Raw genomic sequence first — 18,662 nt, 5'->3', positions numbered from 1 at the left:
AATGACAGATTCATCCATAATCAACAAAGCGGAAGCTTGGCTTAATAGTAACATCGACGAAAAGAGCAAACAAGAGATAAAGGACTTGCTAAACGCTCCAGACAATACTGATCTTATCGATTCTTTTTATAAAGATTTAGAATTTGGAACTGGTGGACTCAGGGGCTTAATGGGAGTAGGTTCCAACCGGATAAATGTTTATACCATCGGAATGGCCACACAAGGTTTGGCTAATTATTTGAAAGCAAGCTTTCCGGGGGAAGAAATCAGTCTTGCCATCACCAATGATTCCCGGATCAACAACACCCTATTTGCAGAAACTACTGCTAATGTTCTTACCGCCAATGGCATAAAAGTGAAATATTTCAGGGAAATGCGACCAACCCCCATGCTCTCCTTTGCGATAAGGCATTATGGTTGTAAAAGCGGTGTAATGGTAACCGCTTCACACAACCCTAAAGAGTACAATGGCTACAAAGTCTATTGGGATGATGGAGGTCAAGTAGTGTCTCCACATGATAAAAATATCATCTCAGAAGTATTAAAAATCAAGTCTATCGATGATGTTAATTGGAATAAAAACGATGCCCTTAAAGAATTTATCGAGAAAGATTTTGATCTTTTCTATTTAAACGAAGTCAAAAAATTAAGCATGTCTCCGCTAACTAATTTGGCAGAAAAAGACATGTCCATTGTGTTTTCACCCATACATGGTGCATCGGGAAAAATGGTCCCTGCTGCTTTAAAAGTTTTCGGATTTGAAAACATCCATGTGGTAAAGGAACAAATAGAGCCTGATGGTAATTTTCCAACTGTAAAGTACCCTAACCCAGAAGAACCCGAAGCATTAGACCTATCTATAAAACTGGCCAAAGAAATAAATGCAGAACTTGTTCTTGCATGTGATCCTGATGGGGATAGATACGCTGCCGTAATTAAAAACGAAAAAAACGAATACGAATTACTAAATGGCAATCAAACGGGTGCACTTATTATATATTACCTGCTATCCATGTACCGTGAGCAAGGCAGACTTACAGGAAATCAATTTACTGTAAGTACAATTGTGACGACAGGTCTCTTAGGAGAAATCAGCAAAGGCTTTGATGTCACCTATTATGATGTCCTTACAGGGTTCAAAAATATTGCCGCAGTAATACTTGCCAATGAAGGTAAAAAAGAATTTATCGCAGGTGGCGAAGAGAGTTACGGCTTCTTGGTAGGTGATTTTGTTAGAGACAAGGATGGGGTTTCTGCCTGTGCTATCGTCGCTGAGATAATGGCTTACTACAAGCAGAAAAACATGAATATAATCGATGTCTTGGCAGAGATATACATGGAATATGGTTTTTACAAAGAATCACTTATCTCTATCACCAAAAAGGGAAAAGACGGTGCCGAGCAAATACAAGAATTGATGAAAGGCTTCAGAACCAATAGGCCAAAATCAATAAATGGAATCGCTATTAGTAAAATTGTGGACGTTCAGGAAAGTAAAATCTACGACATGATAGAGGGAAAGGAATCGAAATTAGATTTGGAAAAATCCAATGTGATCCAATTTTACCTGGAGGATGGCAGTAAAATTTCTGCAAGACCATCTGGCACCGAGCCAAAAATCAAATACTATATCTCTGTCAATGAGAAATTACCCAATAGGGAAGCTTATAGAGCTACCGAGGCCTCTCTTGAAGGAAAAATTAATGCTTTGAAGAAGTTTTTTGAATAAAAACCACCACCTTCAAATATGCCGGTTGCTTTACCGGCATATTATAGGCCTTCCTTAACCAAATAATTAGTGTCAATAAGCCAGAATATGCAATAGACAGTCTATTGCATATTCTGGCTTATTGTATTCTATTCTTGTTTTTTCTTAGCATAAACACCAAATAGATAGGAAAATATCACAATTCCACCTGATATGGTAGGTATATAAGGATGGTAAATGACCCTGAAAAAATAAAGAATGTATACAATGGCTGCTATCAGACCAATGACCGAAACCGTGATTTGGAGATTTTTAAACATTATAATTTCAAACTAAAGCTAATTGTATTTTCCCCTGAAGTCAGTTCAAAGGCAGCGCTTTCAAACGAGGGGGCAGAAAATTTACTCCGGGCATCATTAGAGAAGCCATAAGCATCTTTAGGAATTCCAAAGAGTGTTTTTCTCATTTCACCATCCGCATCCCCATCATGAAAAGCAGCAACCGCATAGGTTCCTTCAGGTAAATTTTCAAAATTAAAAATAGCCTTTCCGTTTTCAACCTTGGCTATATTTTTTGAAACGGCTTTTTCGTGAACTTCAGGAAATCCTTCCTCTCCATCAAAAAGCAAAATCTGTACTACGCCTTTTGCATTCTTGTCCAGGTTTACAATAATGGTAAGCTGCGAATCTTCCACCAAACTTGACATGGCGATATAAACAGCGATCAGGGTAAGAGACAAATATTTCAACATTTTGCTAAAGTACGCAATTGATCTATCTTTCCAGAGGAGGTTAAAGTAAATTTAGGAATAAACAAGATTTTTTTAGGGCAGTGAAATTTAGGCAGTACCGTCTTTCCTTCCTCCAAAAACAAATCAATTTTACCTGGCAATTCCCTTCCTTGGATGACAAGCGTAAGTGATTGCCCCAAATTTTTATCCCCCATACCGGTCAGGAAAAATAATCTATCAGGAAAATAAATGTTCATTAATTCTGAAATTTCTAGAGCTATTTCCTCAGGATGTAATTTTACTCCCCCTGAATTGACCACCTGATCAGCCCTGCCTTTCCATATAAAGGTGTTTTCACTCTGGAGGCTTACTATATCGTTGGTTTGTAGCCATATATTTCCACCCATAAGTGCATGAACCAATAGCCGGTTTTGCTTGTCTACTTTTATTGCTACACCGGGTAAAGCCTTATAAAGCAATTCTCCCCTATCTTTTAGGTTGGCCAGGGCAATGTGTGAGACGGTTTCTGTCATACCAAAGGTTTGAAAAACCCTGCCTGGTAAACGCTTAACCTTTTCCCTCAACTGAGAAGAAATGGGTGCACCACCTATAATAATGTTGTGTATTTGTTCCAGCGCTTTTGTTCCATTAGGGGAGGATAGGCACTTTTCAATTTGCAAAGGAACCATGGCAACGAAATCAAAAAATTCATTTCTAAAATCCTTCAATGGGTTCAATTCTGGAGGAATCACCCTTAAATCACCCTCCCACTCCATGGCTCTCACGAGCATCATTTTTCCTGCTACCTTATTCGTATCCAGACAACAAAGCATTTTACACCTCTCTTTAAAACCAAAAAACAATTTGGTAGCCTTTGCGCTTTCAACAAGTTGGGTCCTCGAAACCAACACGTTTTTGGGTGGGCCGGTAGAACCGGACGTTTGAAGGATAAAATCACTCTTTCCATTCAACCATTCAAAACAAAAATCAAATGCTTCCTCATAAAATGGAGAAAGCTGTTTTTTATCTCCTATTTGTATTTGATTAAGTGTAAAAACTGTAGTTCCGAATGTTATCATAGGTCTTCTGCTATACAAAATAAATAAATTATCGCCTGTCATCCATATTCCACAAGCTTAATTTTACAAAATTAAATTAGCCTGTTAACTTGCAATAAAAAATTAACCTGGAAATGATCAATTGGAAAACAGTAAAAGAATACAAAGACATCACCTACAAAAAATGTGATGGTGTGGCCAGAATTGCATTCAACAGACCAGACATTAGAAATGCCTTTCGACCACAAACCACAAGTGACCTTTACGATGCCTTTTTAGATGCACGTGAGGATGTAAATATCGGTGTAATTTTATTGTCTGCAGAAGGCCCCTCTTCAAAGGATGGGGTTTATTCATTCTGCAGTGGCGGAGATCAAAAAGCCAGAGGCCATCAGGGCTACGTTGGTGAAGATGGAATGCATAGACTAAACATACTTGAAGTACAGCGACTCATTCGTTTTATGCCCAAGGTAGTCATTGCTGTGGTCCCAGGATGGGCTGTAGGTGGTGGTCACAGTCTTCATGTCATTTGTGACCTTACACTGGCGAGTAAGGAGCATGCCATTTTCAAACAAACTGATGCTGATGTAACTAGTTTTGATGGGGGCTATGGGTCTGCCTATCTTGCCAAAATGGTAGGGCAAAAAAAGGCCAGAGAGATTTTCTTTTTAGGTCGGAATTATTCCGCTCAAGAAGCTTTTGAGATGGGAATGGTAAATGCCGTGGTGCCACACGACGAACTGGAGGACACCGCTTTTGAGTGGGCGCAAGAAATATTGGAAAAATCCCCTACCTCAATCAGAATGCTCAAATTTGCATTTAACCTAACAGACGATGGCATGGTAGGTCAGCAGGTATTTGCTGGTGAGGCAACCAGGCTAACCTATATGACTGAGGAAGCAAAAGAAGGAAGGGATGCATTCCTTCAAAAACGCAAACCTAATTTTAAACAAATTAAATGGATTCCATAATTGGCTCATTTTTGTGCAGATAAATTTGATAAATCCATTTGGACAAACAAGCTCCCAATTTCATTTAAATAAAAAGCAATCCTATTTGAAGGGTTTGATTCATGGAACACAGCCTAGAGAGACTTAGTATCACTCAAGGCTGTTTTCATTGATTTCCCGGTATTTAAACTTCAAAACCATTAGTTTTTTTATGTTTTTTCATGACTTTCGTCATAGCTTAGCCATCATGTTCTTGGTATTTTTATGGAATTGCAAATGGGAACTAAATTAGAAATATAGGATTATGGATTTTGATTTAAAAAAATACGAGATTAAAGTAACCGATATCTTAAGGAATGGTGAAACTGCATTATTGTATGAAGCAGCCTTAAAGTTGGAAAAAGGATCTGCCATCTCAAGCACAGGGGCATTAATGGTTTTATCAGGCAAAAAAACGGGAAGAAGCCCCAAGGACAAGAGAATAGTAAGACACCCTGAATCTGAAAAAGACATCGACTGGGGATCTGTCAATTATGAAATGACTGAGCACACCTTTATGGTAAATAGAGAGCGGGCCATTGATTATTTTAACACCAGAAAACATCTCTATGTCGTAGATGCATATGCCGGATGGGATCCAAAATTCAGGATAAAGGTAAGGATTATTTGCACCCGTGCTTACCATGCATTATTTATGCAAAATATGCTAATCCTGCCTACAGCTGAAGAGCTAAAAGATTTCGGCGAACCAGATTATGTTATTTTTAATGCTGGAGAATTTCCTGCCAACCACTTTACAACTGACATGACCTCAAAAACCAGCATAGGAATCAGCCTGGAAAATAAGGAGGTTGTGATCTTGGGGACAGAATACGCTGGAGAAATGAAAAAAGGCATTTTTTCGATCATGAATTATTTAATGCCTGAACAGGATGTTTTATCAATGCATTGCTCGGCCAATGTAGGAGAAAAGGAGGATGTTTCTTTACTATTTGGGCTTTCTGGCACTGGTAAAACCACTTTAAGTGCTGATCCTTCTAGAAAGCTTATAGGTGATGACGAGCATTGCTGGCACCAAGAAGGGGTATTCAATATAGAAGGGGGATGTTATGCAAAAGCCATAAATTTAAGTGAGGAAGCCGAGCCAGATATATTTGGTGCCATTCGTTATGGTACAGTTTTGGAAAACGTTGTTTACGACCCTTTGACCAGAGAAGTAGATTATTCAGACACTTCAATCACGCAAAATACACGCGCCGCCTATCCAATTGATTATATTGAAAACACAAAAATCCCTTGTACCGCCGGCCATCCCAAAAACATTATTTTTCTGACCTGCGATGCTTTTGGGGTATTGCCTCCTGTTAGTAAACTAAGTCCAGAACAAGCCAGCTACCACTTTATTTCCGGATATACAGCCAAGGTTGCCGGAACGGAAATGGGTGTAAAAGATCCGGAAGCCACTTTTAGTGCTTGTTTTGGTGCGGCATTTATGATGTGGCACCCAAATAAATATGCTAACTTACTGGCAGACAAAATAAAAAAACACAATGTAAAAGCTTGGTTAATCAATACCGGATGGAGCGGCGGTTCATATGGAGTAGGCTCCCGAATTAAATTAAAGTACACACGTGCCATATTGGATGCGATCCATAATGGGGATTTTGACAAGGTAGCATTTGTAAAAGAAGCGGATTTTGATCTTCAGATTCCGACAACTTGCCCTGAAGTGCCTAGTGAAATACTAATTCCCGAAAACACCTGGAAAGACCAGAATAAGTTTCGTGAAGTAAAAAATAAATTGGTCAATCTCTTTAAAGAAAATTTCAAACAATTTGAAAGCCAGGTTGATGGAAACATTACCAAAGCAGGTCCAAAATAAATAGCGAATGAGAAGAATCAGGTATTACAGTGCAATCATTGGTATACTAGGAATGCTTCTGGTACAATGCCAGACAAAAGAAGGGGAAACTAACAGCCCCCCTTCTTTTTTAATTGACAATACTTCCCTCCTCCCATTTGATAACATAGTTGCTGAAATTGAGTTTATCCCGCTAGTGGCTCCAAAAGACACTTTGATAAACCTTTCCTGTAATGAAAACGAGTTGGTTGTCAATGATCGGATTTTTTATGCCAACAGGTGTTATAAAGACCTTTCCATTCATTCATTCGATTTAGCAGGCAATCACCTTCGGAGCTGGAACAAGAAGGGAGAGGGCCCTGGGGAATATCCAGCAATACATGGTTTGATTGTTAATAATAATGAACTTTACATCAGTACAGGAAGAGGGTCCATCTTAAAATACAGCTTACCTGGGTTTGGTTTCAAAGAGGAAATTCAGTTGGGGGATTATAATTTTGTTCCAACAGTGTCTCTTATTTCACCTGAAAGCTGGTTGATTTCTTCTGAACCTCCAGGCAATGCGCGTGAAAAGATATTCCATGTTGTGGATTCAGAATCAGGGGAAGCTAAAACGCTATCCATTTTATCTCTCCCATATAGTGGGGAATTAAACCCCGGAATGATTGCAAGCATGAAAGAAGGGAAATTGTTAAATTTTGGCCTATCAGACACCATTTATAGCTATCAACATGATTCTGTTAAGACATTTATCACGTTGAATTTTGGTGACAAAAGCATAACGCCTGATGATTTTGAATTGGAAGGAGAAGCATTTATAGAAAAAATCCTGCTTTCTCAAAACTACGCCTTTAATACAGGACAAATAGACTTTAGTGAAGGCACCCTGAAATTAATGACTTACGGTATCGAAAAAAACCCAAATTTTGAAATGGGAGACCTTTCGACCTTTCCTTTTTATGATGTGTTTATTTCCCGAAGTAGCGGAGAACTAAAAATCACAAAGTCATTGTTAAATGTCAGGAACAACAGTTATTCAGCGGGAGGTTATTTTTATCAGGTAATGCAACAAAAGGATTGGCAAAGGGCATTGGATTTAAGCTATTTTGGTAAATACGAAGACAAGCTCCTGCAAAGTATTGAGCAATTATCTGAAGAAGAAGACCCTATAATTTTAAAATTTAAAGTTGCTTTTTAGCGGAAATCAATTCATTTCTGAATAAAGAATCAGTATCGATACTTAATGGCAAATAATCCCTAGATTACTATTGACTAGATAAGTTCAATTGTTGATTGACATTATCTGGTCTATATTTTTTGATTAGAGTTTCACCCTTTATTAGCCTTTAAAAGCCAAAGTCTACCATGCATTTAAATCTTTGTGTAAATTAAGTGGCCATCATAAAACAGTAATCACATGAAAAATAAAATCCAATCCCTTCTCTTCACTTTAATTTTCACGACTATACTTTTGAATCCCTTCTCAAGTAGTGCCCAAAACCATGTAGAGGAAACCTATAAAATAGCAGGAAATGACACCTTGAAAATGGACATCTACCTCTCGGACGAACAAAAGAAAGGCAAACCTGCCATTGTTTTTTTCTTTGGTGGTGGTTGGGTTTCTGGAAGTTGGGATCAATTTCGACCACATGCGCTTCACTTTTCTCAAAAAGGTTTTGTAACCATCTTGGTCGATTACAGGGTTTCCTCTCGGCACCAAACCAGCCCATTTGAGGCGATTGAAGATGCAAAGGCAGCAATGAAATATGTCAAAAAGAATGCGGAAAGGCTGGGCTTGGATAGTGCTAAGGTCATTGCCTCCGGAGGTTCTGCGGGTGGCCACCTGGCAGCGGCAACAGCCACAATTCAGGGTTTTGAAGGACTTGAAAACAGGGAGATCAGTTCCAAGCCTGTTGCATTGCTCTTATTTAACCCTGTAATAGACAATGGCCCTGCTGGATACGGTTATGATAGGTTGGCAGAGAGGTACAAAGAGGTCTCTCCTCTCCACAACCTTCACAAAGGTGTTCCGCCAACACTTTTTTTGGTAGGAACCAAAGATAAATTAATCCCTGTGCCTACGGCTGAGTATTATAAAACAGCAATGAAAAAATTAGGGAGCTATTGCGAATTAATTTTATACGAAGGGCAGCCACATGGTTTTTTTAATTTTAAAAATCGAGAAATTTACGACCAAACTTTAATAGAAACGGAAGCATTTTTAAAGAAAATAGCGCTCTTACCCCTAAACTAATAGTGATCAAATCAATCGTTAACAACTGAAACAATGAGAGGATATAATACAAATAAAAGTTATTTTTATCCTGATATATTTCGCAATTTCTCCCTTTAAAAGTGTATTAAAAACACTTAATAATGGTTTTTGAAAAAAAAATAATAGAATATAATTTGGTGTTTACTCAAATAATAAAATAATTGATTTTTTTTTAACTTAACGAAAAGATAAGCTAATAGGATGTTTGCGCTTCCATTTGTTTTTATTAAGTTTAAAAAATCATAACAATTTAATTACTTACTCAGTAAGGCATTGCGCCAAAAATATAGCTGTAGTCGGTTAAAATAAACCCACCTAGAAGCCTTTGTAACCAAAGGCTTCTTTTTTTATTTTAAAAGCAATGCTTCTAATACATCTCCTACAAAATAAGCAACCATAGCCGCTATAAAACCAAGTGAAAGTGTCTCTAATACACTTTGCCAAATCCCTGTTTGGTTGACCCAGCTTTTCAATGTCCCCACCAATATAAATGCCACTGCAGTGAGCAGACAGGTCCATAAAAACACATCAAAATTAGCTTCATAAAAGTAATCCCACACGTATACTATAAGTGGAATAAAACCTACAACTACAAAAGAAATCAAGGTCGCTAGCCCAATTTTAAAAGGACTCTTTACTTCTTCAATCAAATTGAGTTCATCCTTCATCATTTCATTTACCCATCGCTCTCTGTCGGAAACAATTACATCAACCACCTTTTCCAAAAGCACTCCTTCAAAACCTTTTTCTTTATAAATAGTGACAATCTCTTCACGTTCTTTCATTGGAAGATTGTCTACCTCCCAATATTCAATATTTTTATGTTTCTGATAGTTCTCTTTTTCTGATTTGGAAGAAAGATAGGCTCCAATGGACATGGACAATCCATCTGCAAATAAATTGGCAAAGCCCAAAATAATAATTACCATAGGATCCAAACTCGCCCCTACTGCTCCTGCAACTACCGCAAAAGTGGTTACGGCGCCATCTATGCCTCCATAAACAAATTCCCTAAGGTAATCCTGAAGATTTTTAAAAAAAGGTAACTCCTGATGCAAAACTGATTCTTCCAAAATATGTCTATTTTATTTCCCCAATTAATATATGTTTTATGGCCAAGTCAAAGTGAATGCGTTCACGAGGCGTTTTGAATTTACAAAAAATCAGTTAACATGGAAAATGTTAAACAGCTGTACCGAATGATTCTTTTAAACCGATATAAAAAGGACCATCCAATTTAATAACCACCGCATAATTTCATTTAGGTCAATTGTTTTTGTTCCAAATATTGATTCAAAGTCAGTTTTTAAAACGGAGCAACACCTCTTGCGAGGCAAAAAATTCAGCACTATTATGTATTTTCTGCATGAATAGAGAGGGCCCACTAACCTTTTCAATGCATTGGGTCAACCTTTGCCATCGTTGGAAATAGGTAATCTTCACCTGCACTCTTTTTAAATCGCTACAAAACAAAGAGCTTTTCAAGATTGGTAAAGTTTAAACGCCCTTATTTTATTCCTGAAACCAAAATACTTTGGGCTGTCCACAAGTCAAGAGTTTGCTACCAAAATTCTTTTCTATAGCTTCTACAAATACGGTCAAGAACCATATAAATAAGAAGACTGAACTTAAATAGCTACATTTTTCAAAAAACTGCAACGGATGATAGGCATCCAATAGGCACTTATTGATATTGGAGTAGGATTGAAAAATCAAAATTAAAATTAATCTCCTTGAATATGAAAGCGATAAAGCAAATGATCTCTTTTTTTTCGCCCTACTATTGTAAAAAAACAAACATTCTTCTACCTTTGTATCACTTCAAACGAGGAGTAATAAACAAACAAAAAAACGGAGTGGTAGTTCAGCTGGTTAGAATGCCTGCCTGTCACGCAGGAGGTCGCGGGTTCGAGTCCCGTCCATTCCGCTAAAAAGCCTTGGTTTTCCAAGGCTTTTTTTTGCTTAGATATTAAGATCAAACATTTTATTAGTCTTTGTTTCAATTCAAACGAAGACTAATAAACTAAAAAAAACAGAGTGGTAGTTCAGCTGGTTAGAATGTCCCGACTCGTCGGGAAGGTCGCTGGATCGAAACTTAAGAATAAAAATATTGGAGTGGTAGTTCAGCTGGTTAGAAATGTCCCGACTCGTCGGGAAGGTCGCTGGATCGAAACTTAAGAATAAAAATATTGGAGTGGTAGTTCAGCTGGTTAGAATGTCCCGACTCGTCGGGAAGGTCGCTGGATCGAAACTTAAGAATAAAAATATTGGAGTGGTAGTTCAGCTGCTTAGAATGTCCCGACTCGTCGGGAAGGTCCCTGGATCGAAACTTAAGAATAAAAATATTGGAGTGGTAGTTCAGCTGCTTAGAATGTCCCGACTCGTCGGGAAGGTCCCTGGATCGAAACTTAAGAATAAAAATATTGGAGTGGTAGTTCAGCTGCTTAGAATGTCCCGACTCGTCGGGAAGGTCGCTGGATCGAAACTTAAGAATAAAAATATTGGAGTGGTAGTTCAGCTGGTTAGAATGCCTGCCTGTCACGCAGGAGGTCGCGGGTTCGAGTCCCGTCCATTCCGCAACACCAACCCAAATTAGCTAATCTTTTAGCTTTTATGGGTTGGTGTTTTACTTTAGGGGTCATGAGATTAGACTTCAAAAAAATCCACAAGGAATACCTAAATCACTTCCTTCACCAGAGCAATAATCCTCGGAATGCAATTGATAGGCCTAGGGCCCATCAATTGATAATCTCATTTTAGCTCCCCGTCACTTCTTTAATCACACGGAGCCAGTTCAAACCAAGAATTTTTTTGATTCGCTGATCGCTATAACCCAGTCTTTGCATCGCCATGGTGATTTGTGGATAATCGCTGATGTCTTTAATTTCTCGTGGCAATTCAGGTCCTCCATCCAAATCACAACCCAGCGCCATATGGTCTTCTCCTACTAAATTCACCCCATAGTCAATTACTTTGGCCAGCTGGTCTACATGCATCCAATATTCGTCAGGAATGGTGCCATTGAAGACCAGCGGAACTTCTTTCCTTACTGCATCATCAACCTCTTCAATTGTATTCATGGAGGTTGATTCCTTCACTGATTCGGGAGTAGTTTCTTTAGGGGCTGTTTGCCAAGCCCAGTATTTAGGATTGTTAAATAAACTGCCAAAGTGAATCCCGATCACGCCCCCTTTTGATGCCACCGCTTTTGCCGCCTCGTCGGTAATACAACGCGGATGAGGGACTATACCGTAAAAACCGCCATGACTGTAGGTTATCGGATGTTTACTCGCCTCGGCAGTTTGTAGGATGGCATCATTGGATGCATGGGCTATGTTAATAACCATCCCAAGGTTATTCATTTCAGCGATAATCTTTCTCCCTAGATCATTTATCCCCCCCCATCGACTTACATCGTTGCATGTGTCTATAAACGCATTTGTGGTATTGTGTGCGGTAAGTTGTATGGACCTTAAACCTAAGCGATAAAGTGCCCTAAGTAAATTAATATCCCCATCCAAGTCAAACCCACCTTCTAAGTCAAGAAAAGCAGCCATTTTACCTTTCTTATTGATTCGTTTAATGTCTTTAGCATTAAGCGCCAATTCAATTACCGAGTTGTTATTTTTTATCTGATCTAGCGCAAGATTTATAACACGGAATGTGTTCTTTATCTCAAACCGTCCAGGGTAATAATGCTCAGGAGTATAAACCGTGAAAAACATGGCATCTAACCCGCCTTCTTTAGCCCTTGGTAAATCAACTGTTCCGTCAGAATATCTTTGACCAATATCAGTATTCATCAGCAACTCACGGGTCATAACATGTACATGTCCGTCCATCACAAAGGCTTCACGATGCAACTTAGGCATAAATTTATCCTGAGGTGTCACTAGAAGCTTCTTACTTCTAGTAGAGTCTGCTAACAAAGAATGTAGTGGCAATACACTTCCTGCTATTGGCAGTAATGTTAAGCCTTTAATAAGATTTCGGCGTTTCATTTATATATGCTTTTATTATTTCTATTTTTTTTGCTGCAAATAATTACAATTGATTTCTCGAGAAAGGCAAACAGGCTGCCTTCAGGAAACACCTATTAAATAATTATGGTTCTTTAAATACATATGGCTCGTACCTATTGATCAAACCCTCGGATGTAGGGACGAGAAGGTGGTCGCTCTCCTGTATTGAATTGAGGGCCACGGGTTGTACGGTAGCTCATGTTCATGTACGGCGTTTCGATACGGCGACCGACTGCAGAATAGCGACCATTCTCCCAGTTGGATTCCACATAGTGGTTTGTTATTCCGGTTGACAGCAGCAAACGTTCTGCATTGAATGGTTCCTTTTTGGTCACCATCATCTCAGTAATCCAATGTGGTTGGGCATTGGAAGCATGATACTGGTCAAAAGGACCAGCCCAACCTAACATAGAGATAATCGTAGGTTCATTCTGCCCTTCGATTTCTCCGGCAAAAGTCCAACCGACATCTCTTCCTGAGATTACGGCCGCTTTCGTTCCATCGTTGTATTCTACGATACAAACATTTGCTCGATCGTTTTCTTGAAAGTGACCCGGTTTTAGTTCAAATTCTTCCGCTACTCCATCAAGCAACTGGCTGGCCCAGGAATTGCGCTCGACCCATTCCCATGTTTCTTTCCCACGAATGGACTGTACTGATTTAACACCTGTTTCGCCTCCCTTTCGCCGCTCTACAAAAGCCTGAAGCACATCAATACAATGAAAAATACCGCCCTCATCGGAAGCACCTCCAACCACGATTGAATGCTTCAATGGCGTATCCATATCGAGTTCTTTCTCAGGTTTCCGATAATAGATTGGTATAGAGGAGCCCCCATTCAAAGGGAAATTTAACTCCCGGGATTTGTCAAACATCCACTTTGCTTCATCCCAATCGTAGGAGAGATGCTTGTCGTTAAAAACTGGAACAGCGCGTTTACTCTCTTCGAACACCCTTACAACCTGTTGGTAGATCCTCCATCTTGGCAGGAGCCAACGCCCTTTAAGGTCTTTTGGGTAATCCCCATGTTCTGCAACAATGACAACACCATCCACAGCCAATTCTTTTCCGCCTAGGGTTACTGCTTCCCCAACTGTCTTAAATATTGGAATACCTTTCGCTTTGGCTACTTTCTGACCCAGAACGCTTTCATCATGTTGATCCAGGTATAAACCGACAACTTCAACCCGGGACTTGGTATATGCTCCTTGCCACCAATAACCGTCAATAAGCTTGGTTACGATCCAGTCTGCATGAGATCTTGTAGCACCCCAATAGCTAACAAGCACTGCAATTCGAGGGCGGCTTTGTGCAGGCTGCGCAAAAGAACTAATTGGAAAGCCAACCAGAGCCGTCAATCCTGCCATACTGGCCATTCCAAGCATTTCGCGCCTTGTATAGAGGGGATTAGCATCAATAGTATTTGTAATTGGAAATGAATCTCCTGTTTCGTCGGGAATTTCGACATTTTTCTTTGACATAATGTTTAAGATTTCAGTGGTTAAATCGGAATTAGAATTCCTATCATTAACGTTAAATCTAAACAATTAATTTAATATTGGTTTTATAGACTACTCCTTTGAATTGGATGTTTCGATTGAATAAATCAAAATTCTCATTTCAAAACTTGCTCCAAATACTTTTAACCCGAAATAAACAATAGCTAATTTACCCCTTGATAAAATCTAGGAATAAATTAGCTATTTCGATGTTAATAGTACTTTTAAGTCATTTTTTTGGTCCCACTGTATTGTATCACACTTTTAAAAGACCTTAAATATTGGTGTTCAGGTTTTCATTTTTAAAGCTTGCTCCTTATGGGCCGCAATATGATCCGTCTTGCTACTTTTTATTTCATATTGAGGTGCTTTCTCGCTGGCATGATGGGTATACCCCTTATAATCAAAATCAGCTGTATGCACTTTTATGATGGCCCCTGATACATGTCCAGCCTCCGAGTTCCATGTAACCTCATCTCCTATTTTAAATTTATGTCCCATTTTTAATAAATCTATATTAAATCAATCATTCGACACTATTTATCACGAACCAATGCCATAAAAATCAAAAAATATCCAATACAAGGTTGATTATTGAACCATATTACTACAATTGGATAAAGAACCAAGAAGGTAACTTTTCCATTCAGCCAACACCATTTAGCCCCTTAATTTATAAAGTATTTGGAATCAATGGTTAACAACCTTTAACAAAGGCAAAATTTCCCGAATAAGTATTTCCAATTTGAATAGAAGTGGAAAAACCCATCAGGAAACCTTGCCATTAGTACAATCTTAATCTCAAATGAACTAGACAGGAATTCCTTCAGTCTTTTTCATTCGGTCCCAATTTCTATGTTGAGCAATGGCCTTTATAAAGGCCTTAGGTTCAGCATTGATCAATACCGCTTTATCCCCCTTAAAATCCTTCACGAAGGTTTCGTTCAAAAACTTTTCCCCTTCGTTGTCTGCAGCAATGGCTTTACAGTGTTTTAAAGCTTCATTAATAAACTTTTTGAACTTGGCATTTTTCAACAAGGCGTCGACAGATGATTGCCCCCCTGGAATATAAACAGCATCATACAACACACTTTCAGTGGTGGTGATACTTGCAGCAACAGGATGATCCATATCGGAGTCACACTTGATTGTACCACCATGTGGCGCAACTATACTTACGGTAGCATTTCCAGCTTCCAAAGCAGTTTTCATGGCTTTAAAATCATCCATATTGAACCCATCACCTGCCAAAACAGCCACCTTGCGCGTAGCTATACTGTCAAATTTAGTATTGGCTTGGCTTAATGGAGCTGATTTATCAAGGTAATTCTTTTTAGGTCCCGGCTGATAATCTTCAACGTTTGCATCTGCTCCTATCGCTTGATTAATGGGTTGTTCTATTTTATCAGGGACGCTCAATCCTAAATTACCAGCAACTTCCTCAGCCAATTCATTATCAATTTGCGCAATCATCCACAACATCCTTTCTTGGATATGCTTGTGGTTACATTTTCCTAATTCGAAGGAATAGGCATTGGCCACATGACTTTTTTCCCATTCTGCTAAACTTCTATAGAAAAGAGCTGGCTGAGAAAAGAAATCATTGAAACTTTCACTTCTGGCCCTTATTTTTTTCCCATCTATTCTTTCCTCATAAGAAGAAAAGGCCCCTTCTGCAATTTTAGAGAGATGTGGACATCCACCACCTAAGGTATTGGGAAAATAAGCAGTTTGTCCTTTGGGTATTTCTGTTTGCATATGCCCGTCACGCTGGTTGTGATGGGTCTTGACCACTGGTTGGTTGATTGGTATTTGATGGAAATTAGGACTTCCCAATCTGGAAAGTTGTGTATCACGGTAAGAAAACAATCGTCCCTGAAGCAAGGGGTCATTGGTGAAATCAATGCCTGGAACAATATTTCCTGGTAGAAAGGCCACCTGTTCTGTTTCTGCGAAAAAATTCTCAGGGTTCCTGTTCAAAGTCATTTTACCGATGATTTTTACAGGAACCATCTCCTCCGGTATTAATTTGGTGGCATCCAACAGATCAAAATCAAATTTATGTTCATCTGCCTCTGGTACGATTTGAACCCCTAGCTCCCATTCTGGAAACTGTCCGGAATCAATCGCATCCCAAAGGTCTCTTCGGTGAAAATCAGAATCTGCCCCACTTATTTTTGTTGCCTCATCCCAGGTAACTGAATGCACACCTAACATTGGTTTCCAGTGAAATTTTACAAAATGAGCTTCCCCTTTTTCATTGACCAAGCGGTAAGTATGAATACCGAAACCTTCCATCATTCTAAGGCTTCTCGGAATGGCCCTATCGCTCATTACCCAAATCTGATTGTGTAAGGTTTCCGGCGTAAGCGATATGAAGTCATAAAAAGTATCATGGGCCGAGGCCGCTTGAGGTATCTCTTTGTTGGGCTCAGGCTTCACTGCATGAATAAGATCAGGAAACTTCATGGCGTCCTGAATAAAGAAGATCGGCATGTTATTGCCCACCAAATCCCAGGTTCCCTCTTCTGTATAAAATTTCACGGCAAAACCACGAACATCTCTTGCAAGATCAGTTGATCCTTTGGAACCGGCAACAGTTGAAAACCTTACAAATACAGGCGTTTTTCTATTTGTATCTGTAAATATACCTGCCTTTGAGTATTGGCTAATGCTGTCATACAACTCAAAATACCCATGCGCTCCACTGCCTCTGGCATGTACAATTCGCTCTGGAATTCGTTCGTGGTCAAAACTTGTAATCTTTTCCCGGATAATAAAATCCTCCAGTAGTGTAGACCCCCTAACTCCCGCTTTCAATGAATTGTTTGTGTCATTCACTTTTACTCCTTGCCTGGTGGTCAATGCCTGGTCTGTAGGGTCCTTTGTGAATTTCTTTAATTGTTCAGATTTTGCTGTTTGTTGTTCCTTATTTTTCATGATTGTATATTAAAAGGGTTATACCCGAAACATGCAATAAACAATCTATTTCATTCCAAAATATAATCTTGGAAAATAAGCTAGAAATTTTATTTCACCCCTCAGGTTTAAGAAATCAAATCTAGTATGGCAATAAGATAAAGTATAGCTCAAAAGATTTATATGTTAGCTCTATCAAAATCAATCTTTTGTTTTAAGTTAAATAGTCTTTTATTTATTTCAAAAAAAATTAAAAAAACAGCTTTGTTAAACAGTTTATGATTCCATTGTTCGAATTGATCTCTATGACATAAAACTTGAGAGTGGTCTTATTAAAAAGTTATTTACGTTACTATTCAATGATTTGTTTTATGATTAGTTTCCAAAAAAGGTGAGCCTATAAAAAAAATTAAATTTTAATAAACATAGTCTTCAAGAATAGGTTTTAAAATAACTGAAAAGTTAATTTCAGTTTCAATTACCCGTATAAGTTTTCAAAAGCGGAATTAATAAAAATGAAAGCAATAAAAGAAATAGACGATTCGGCCTTATGCATTTATCGAAAAAAATGGGCTAGAGGTTTCAAGTATATTGACGAGAAAGGAAATACCATTAAAGACCAGAAAAAATTAAAAAGGTTGAAAAATCTTGTTATTCCTCCTATGTGGGAAGATGTTAAGATCTGCAGGTTTGAGGAAGGTCATATACAGGCTACAGGAAGGGATAAAAAAGGAAGGAAACAATACATTTACCATTCTATCTACGAACAAAAATGCCAAGAAGAGAAATTCGATAAAATGGTCAAGTTCGCAATGGCCTTACCAGAAATACGTAAAAAAGCGTATAAGGCTTTGAAGACCAAAGAATGGAGCAAAGCGAAAGTCCTTGGGCTAATGGTTTTAATTTTGGATGAATACGGTATTCGAATTGGTAACAAGGTTTATCAAAACAGCAATGAAACGATTGGGCTAACGACTTTACGTAGAAAGCATATGAAAATTGAAGGCGAAGCGCTTACCTTTCATTTTAAAGGTAAAAGTAAAATTGATCGTAAAGTGTTGATAGACGACACAGAATTGATCACCCTGATCAAGGATTCAGCAGATCTTCCCGGATATGAGATTTTTCGCTACCAGGATGAATGCGGAAACTTTCAAGCGGTAGACAGTGATGAAGTGAACAAATTTATTACTGAAAACATGGGTGAAGATTATTCTAGCAAATACTTTCGAACATGGGCTGCTTGTCGCATGGCTGTAGAATATTATCCTAAAGCCTTTAAAGAACATCAGAAAGCCAAACGAAAGAAATTTAGTAACATCCTCATAAAAATAGTGGCTTCAGAACTAGGAAATACACCAACCGTATGCAAAAACTATTACATCCATCCTGAAATTTTCAATCAAATTGAGCAGCAAACTTTACCACAACCCAATCCATTTAAAGCCACAAGAAGCGCATACAAGCTTTCCGCAAGTGAAAAGCTCGCCTTACACATAATCGAAAAAGCCTCAGAATAAGTTTTACTAATAAAGCTTTCTGAATTTAAAATCAAGCTAAAATATTTAGTCAATAAGACGGGTTATTAGGTTAAATGCTTACCAAATTTTAAGACCCAAAATTATCCCTTAATGATAAAT

General features: G+C 38.5%; 13 protein-coding genes and 2 tRNA genes. 8 read left to right on the top strand and 7 right to left on the bottom strand.

Going from position 1 to position 18,662, the window contains the following annotated elements:
• Nucleotide 1: 1 nt before the first annotated feature.
• Nucleotides 2-1,729, top strand: coding sequence for a phospho-sugar mutase (locus AC0L7T_RS11010; protein ID WP_473342684.1), 1,728 nt, complete (start codon nt 2-4; stop codon nt 1,727-1,729).
• Between the two features lie 298 nt (nt 1,730-2,027).
• Here the strand turns inward: AC0L7T_RS11010 and AC0L7T_RS11005 are convergent, their stop codons facing one another.
• Together AC0L7T_RS11005 and AC0L7T_RS11000 are read right to left on the bottom strand one after the other, a co-directional pair.
• Nucleotides 2,028-2,459 carry a DUF2141 domain-containing protein gene (locus tag AC0L7T_RS11005; protein WP_473342683.1) on the bottom strand — a complete coding sequence of 144 codons (432 nt, stop codon included), beginning with the start codon at nt 2,457-2,459 and terminating at the stop codon, nt 2,028-2,030.
• Nucleotides 2,453-3,517, bottom strand: coding sequence for an AMP-binding protein (locus AC0L7T_RS11000; protein ID WP_473342682.1), 1,065 nt, complete (start codon nt 3,515-3,517; stop codon nt 2,453-2,455). Before AC0L7T_RS11000 ends, AC0L7T_RS11005 begins: the two co-directional genes overlap by 7 nt.
• 113 nt (nt 3,518-3,630) lie before the next feature.
• On the opposite strand from AC0L7T_RS11000, the gene AC0L7T_RS10995 reads away from it, so the two are divergent.
• The 4 genes from AC0L7T_RS10995 to AC0L7T_RS10980 all read left to right on the top strand — a co-directional run bounded on the left by AC0L7T_RS10995 (nt 3,631) and on the right by AC0L7T_RS10980 (nt 8,561).
• Entirely contained in the window at nt 3,631-4,467 is an 837-nt protein-coding gene (locus AC0L7T_RS10995; protein ID WP_473342681.1) for a 1,4-dihydroxy-2-naphthoyl-CoA synthase, read from the top strand.
• A gap of 283 nt (nt 4,468-4,750) precedes the next feature.
• Nucleotides 4,751-6,328 carry a phosphoenolpyruvate carboxykinase (ATP) gene (gene pckA, locus AC0L7T_RS10990; protein ID WP_473342680.1) on the top strand — a complete coding sequence of 526 codons (1,578 nt, stop codon included), beginning with the start codon at nt 4,751-4,753 and terminating at the stop codon, nt 6,326-6,328.
• Nucleotides 6,329-6,335: 7 nt separating this feature from the next.
• Nucleotides 6,336-7,505 (top strand): 6-bladed beta-propeller, encoded by a 1,170-nt coding sequence (locus AC0L7T_RS10985; protein ID WP_473342679.1) that lies wholly within the window; start codon nt 6,336-6,338, stop codon nt 7,503-7,505.
• 219 nt (nt 7,506-7,724) lie between these two features.
• A complete protein-coding gene (locus tag AC0L7T_RS10980) occupies nt 7,725-8,561 on the top strand; it encodes an alpha/beta hydrolase (protein WP_473342678.1) in 837 nt (278 codons plus the stop codon).
• Between the two features lie 368 nt (nt 8,562-8,929).
• Here AC0L7T_RS10980 and AC0L7T_RS10975 read toward each other — a convergent pair whose 3' ends face one another.
• Nucleotides 8,930-9,655: a VIT1/CCC1 transporter family protein gene (locus AC0L7T_RS10975; RefSeq protein ID WP_473342677.1), complete on the bottom strand. Its 726-nt coding sequence runs from the start codon at nt 9,653-9,655 to the stop codon at nt 8,930-8,932.
• A 780-nt stretch (nt 9,656-10,435) separates the two neighbouring features.
• Between AC0L7T_RS10975 and AC0L7T_RS10970 the strand changes: the two genes are divergently transcribed.
• Nucleotides 10,436-10,509, top strand: a tRNA-Asp gene (locus AC0L7T_RS10970).
• Nucleotides 10,510-11,085: 576 nt separating this feature from the next.
• A tRNA-Asp gene (locus AC0L7T_RS10965) sits at nt 11,086-11,159 on the top strand.
• Between the two features lie 179 nt (nt 11,160-11,338).
• Here the strand turns inward: AC0L7T_RS10965 and AC0L7T_RS10960 are convergent.
• The 4 genes from AC0L7T_RS10960 to AC0L7T_RS10945 all read right to left on the bottom strand — a co-directional run bounded on the left by AC0L7T_RS10960 (nt 11,339) and on the right by AC0L7T_RS10945 (nt 17,043).
• Nucleotides 11,339-12,583 carry a dipeptidase gene (locus tag AC0L7T_RS10960; protein ID WP_473342676.1) on the bottom strand — a complete coding sequence of 415 codons (1,245 nt, stop codon included), beginning with the start codon at nt 12,581-12,583 and terminating at the stop codon, nt 11,339-11,341.
• Between the two features lie 134 nt (nt 12,584-12,717).
• A complete protein-coding gene (locus tag AC0L7T_RS10955; protein ID WP_473342675.1) occupies nt 12,718-14,085 on the bottom strand; it encodes a hypothetical protein in 1,368 nt (455 codons plus the stop codon).
• 306 nt (nt 14,086-14,391) lie between these two features.
• Complete coding sequence (locus tag AC0L7T_RS10950) at nt 14,392-14,604, bottom strand: hypervirulence associated TUDOR domain-containing protein (protein WP_473342674.1); 213 nt, start codon at nt 14,602-14,604, stop codon at nt 14,392-14,394.
• Between the two features lie 309 nt (nt 14,605-14,913).
• Nucleotides 14,914-17,043, bottom strand: a complete 2,130-nt coding sequence (locus tag AC0L7T_RS10945) for a catalase (RefSeq protein ID WP_473342673.1) — start codon at nt 17,041-17,043, stop codon at nt 14,914-14,916.
• Between the two features lie 494 nt (nt 17,044-17,537).
• Here AC0L7T_RS10945 and AC0L7T_RS10940 point away from each other — a divergent pair, with 494 nt between their 5' ends.
• Nucleotides 17,538-18,542, top strand: coding sequence for a DNA topoisomerase IB (locus tag AC0L7T_RS10940; protein WP_473342672.1), 1,005 nt, complete (start codon nt 17,538-17,540; stop codon nt 18,540-18,542).
• Nucleotides 18,543-18,662: the final 120 nt, after the last annotated feature.

This window comes from Cyclobacterium sp. 10D3-21 (assembly GCF_055809755.1).
This window is presented reverse-complemented; position numbering and strand designations above follow the sequence as displayed.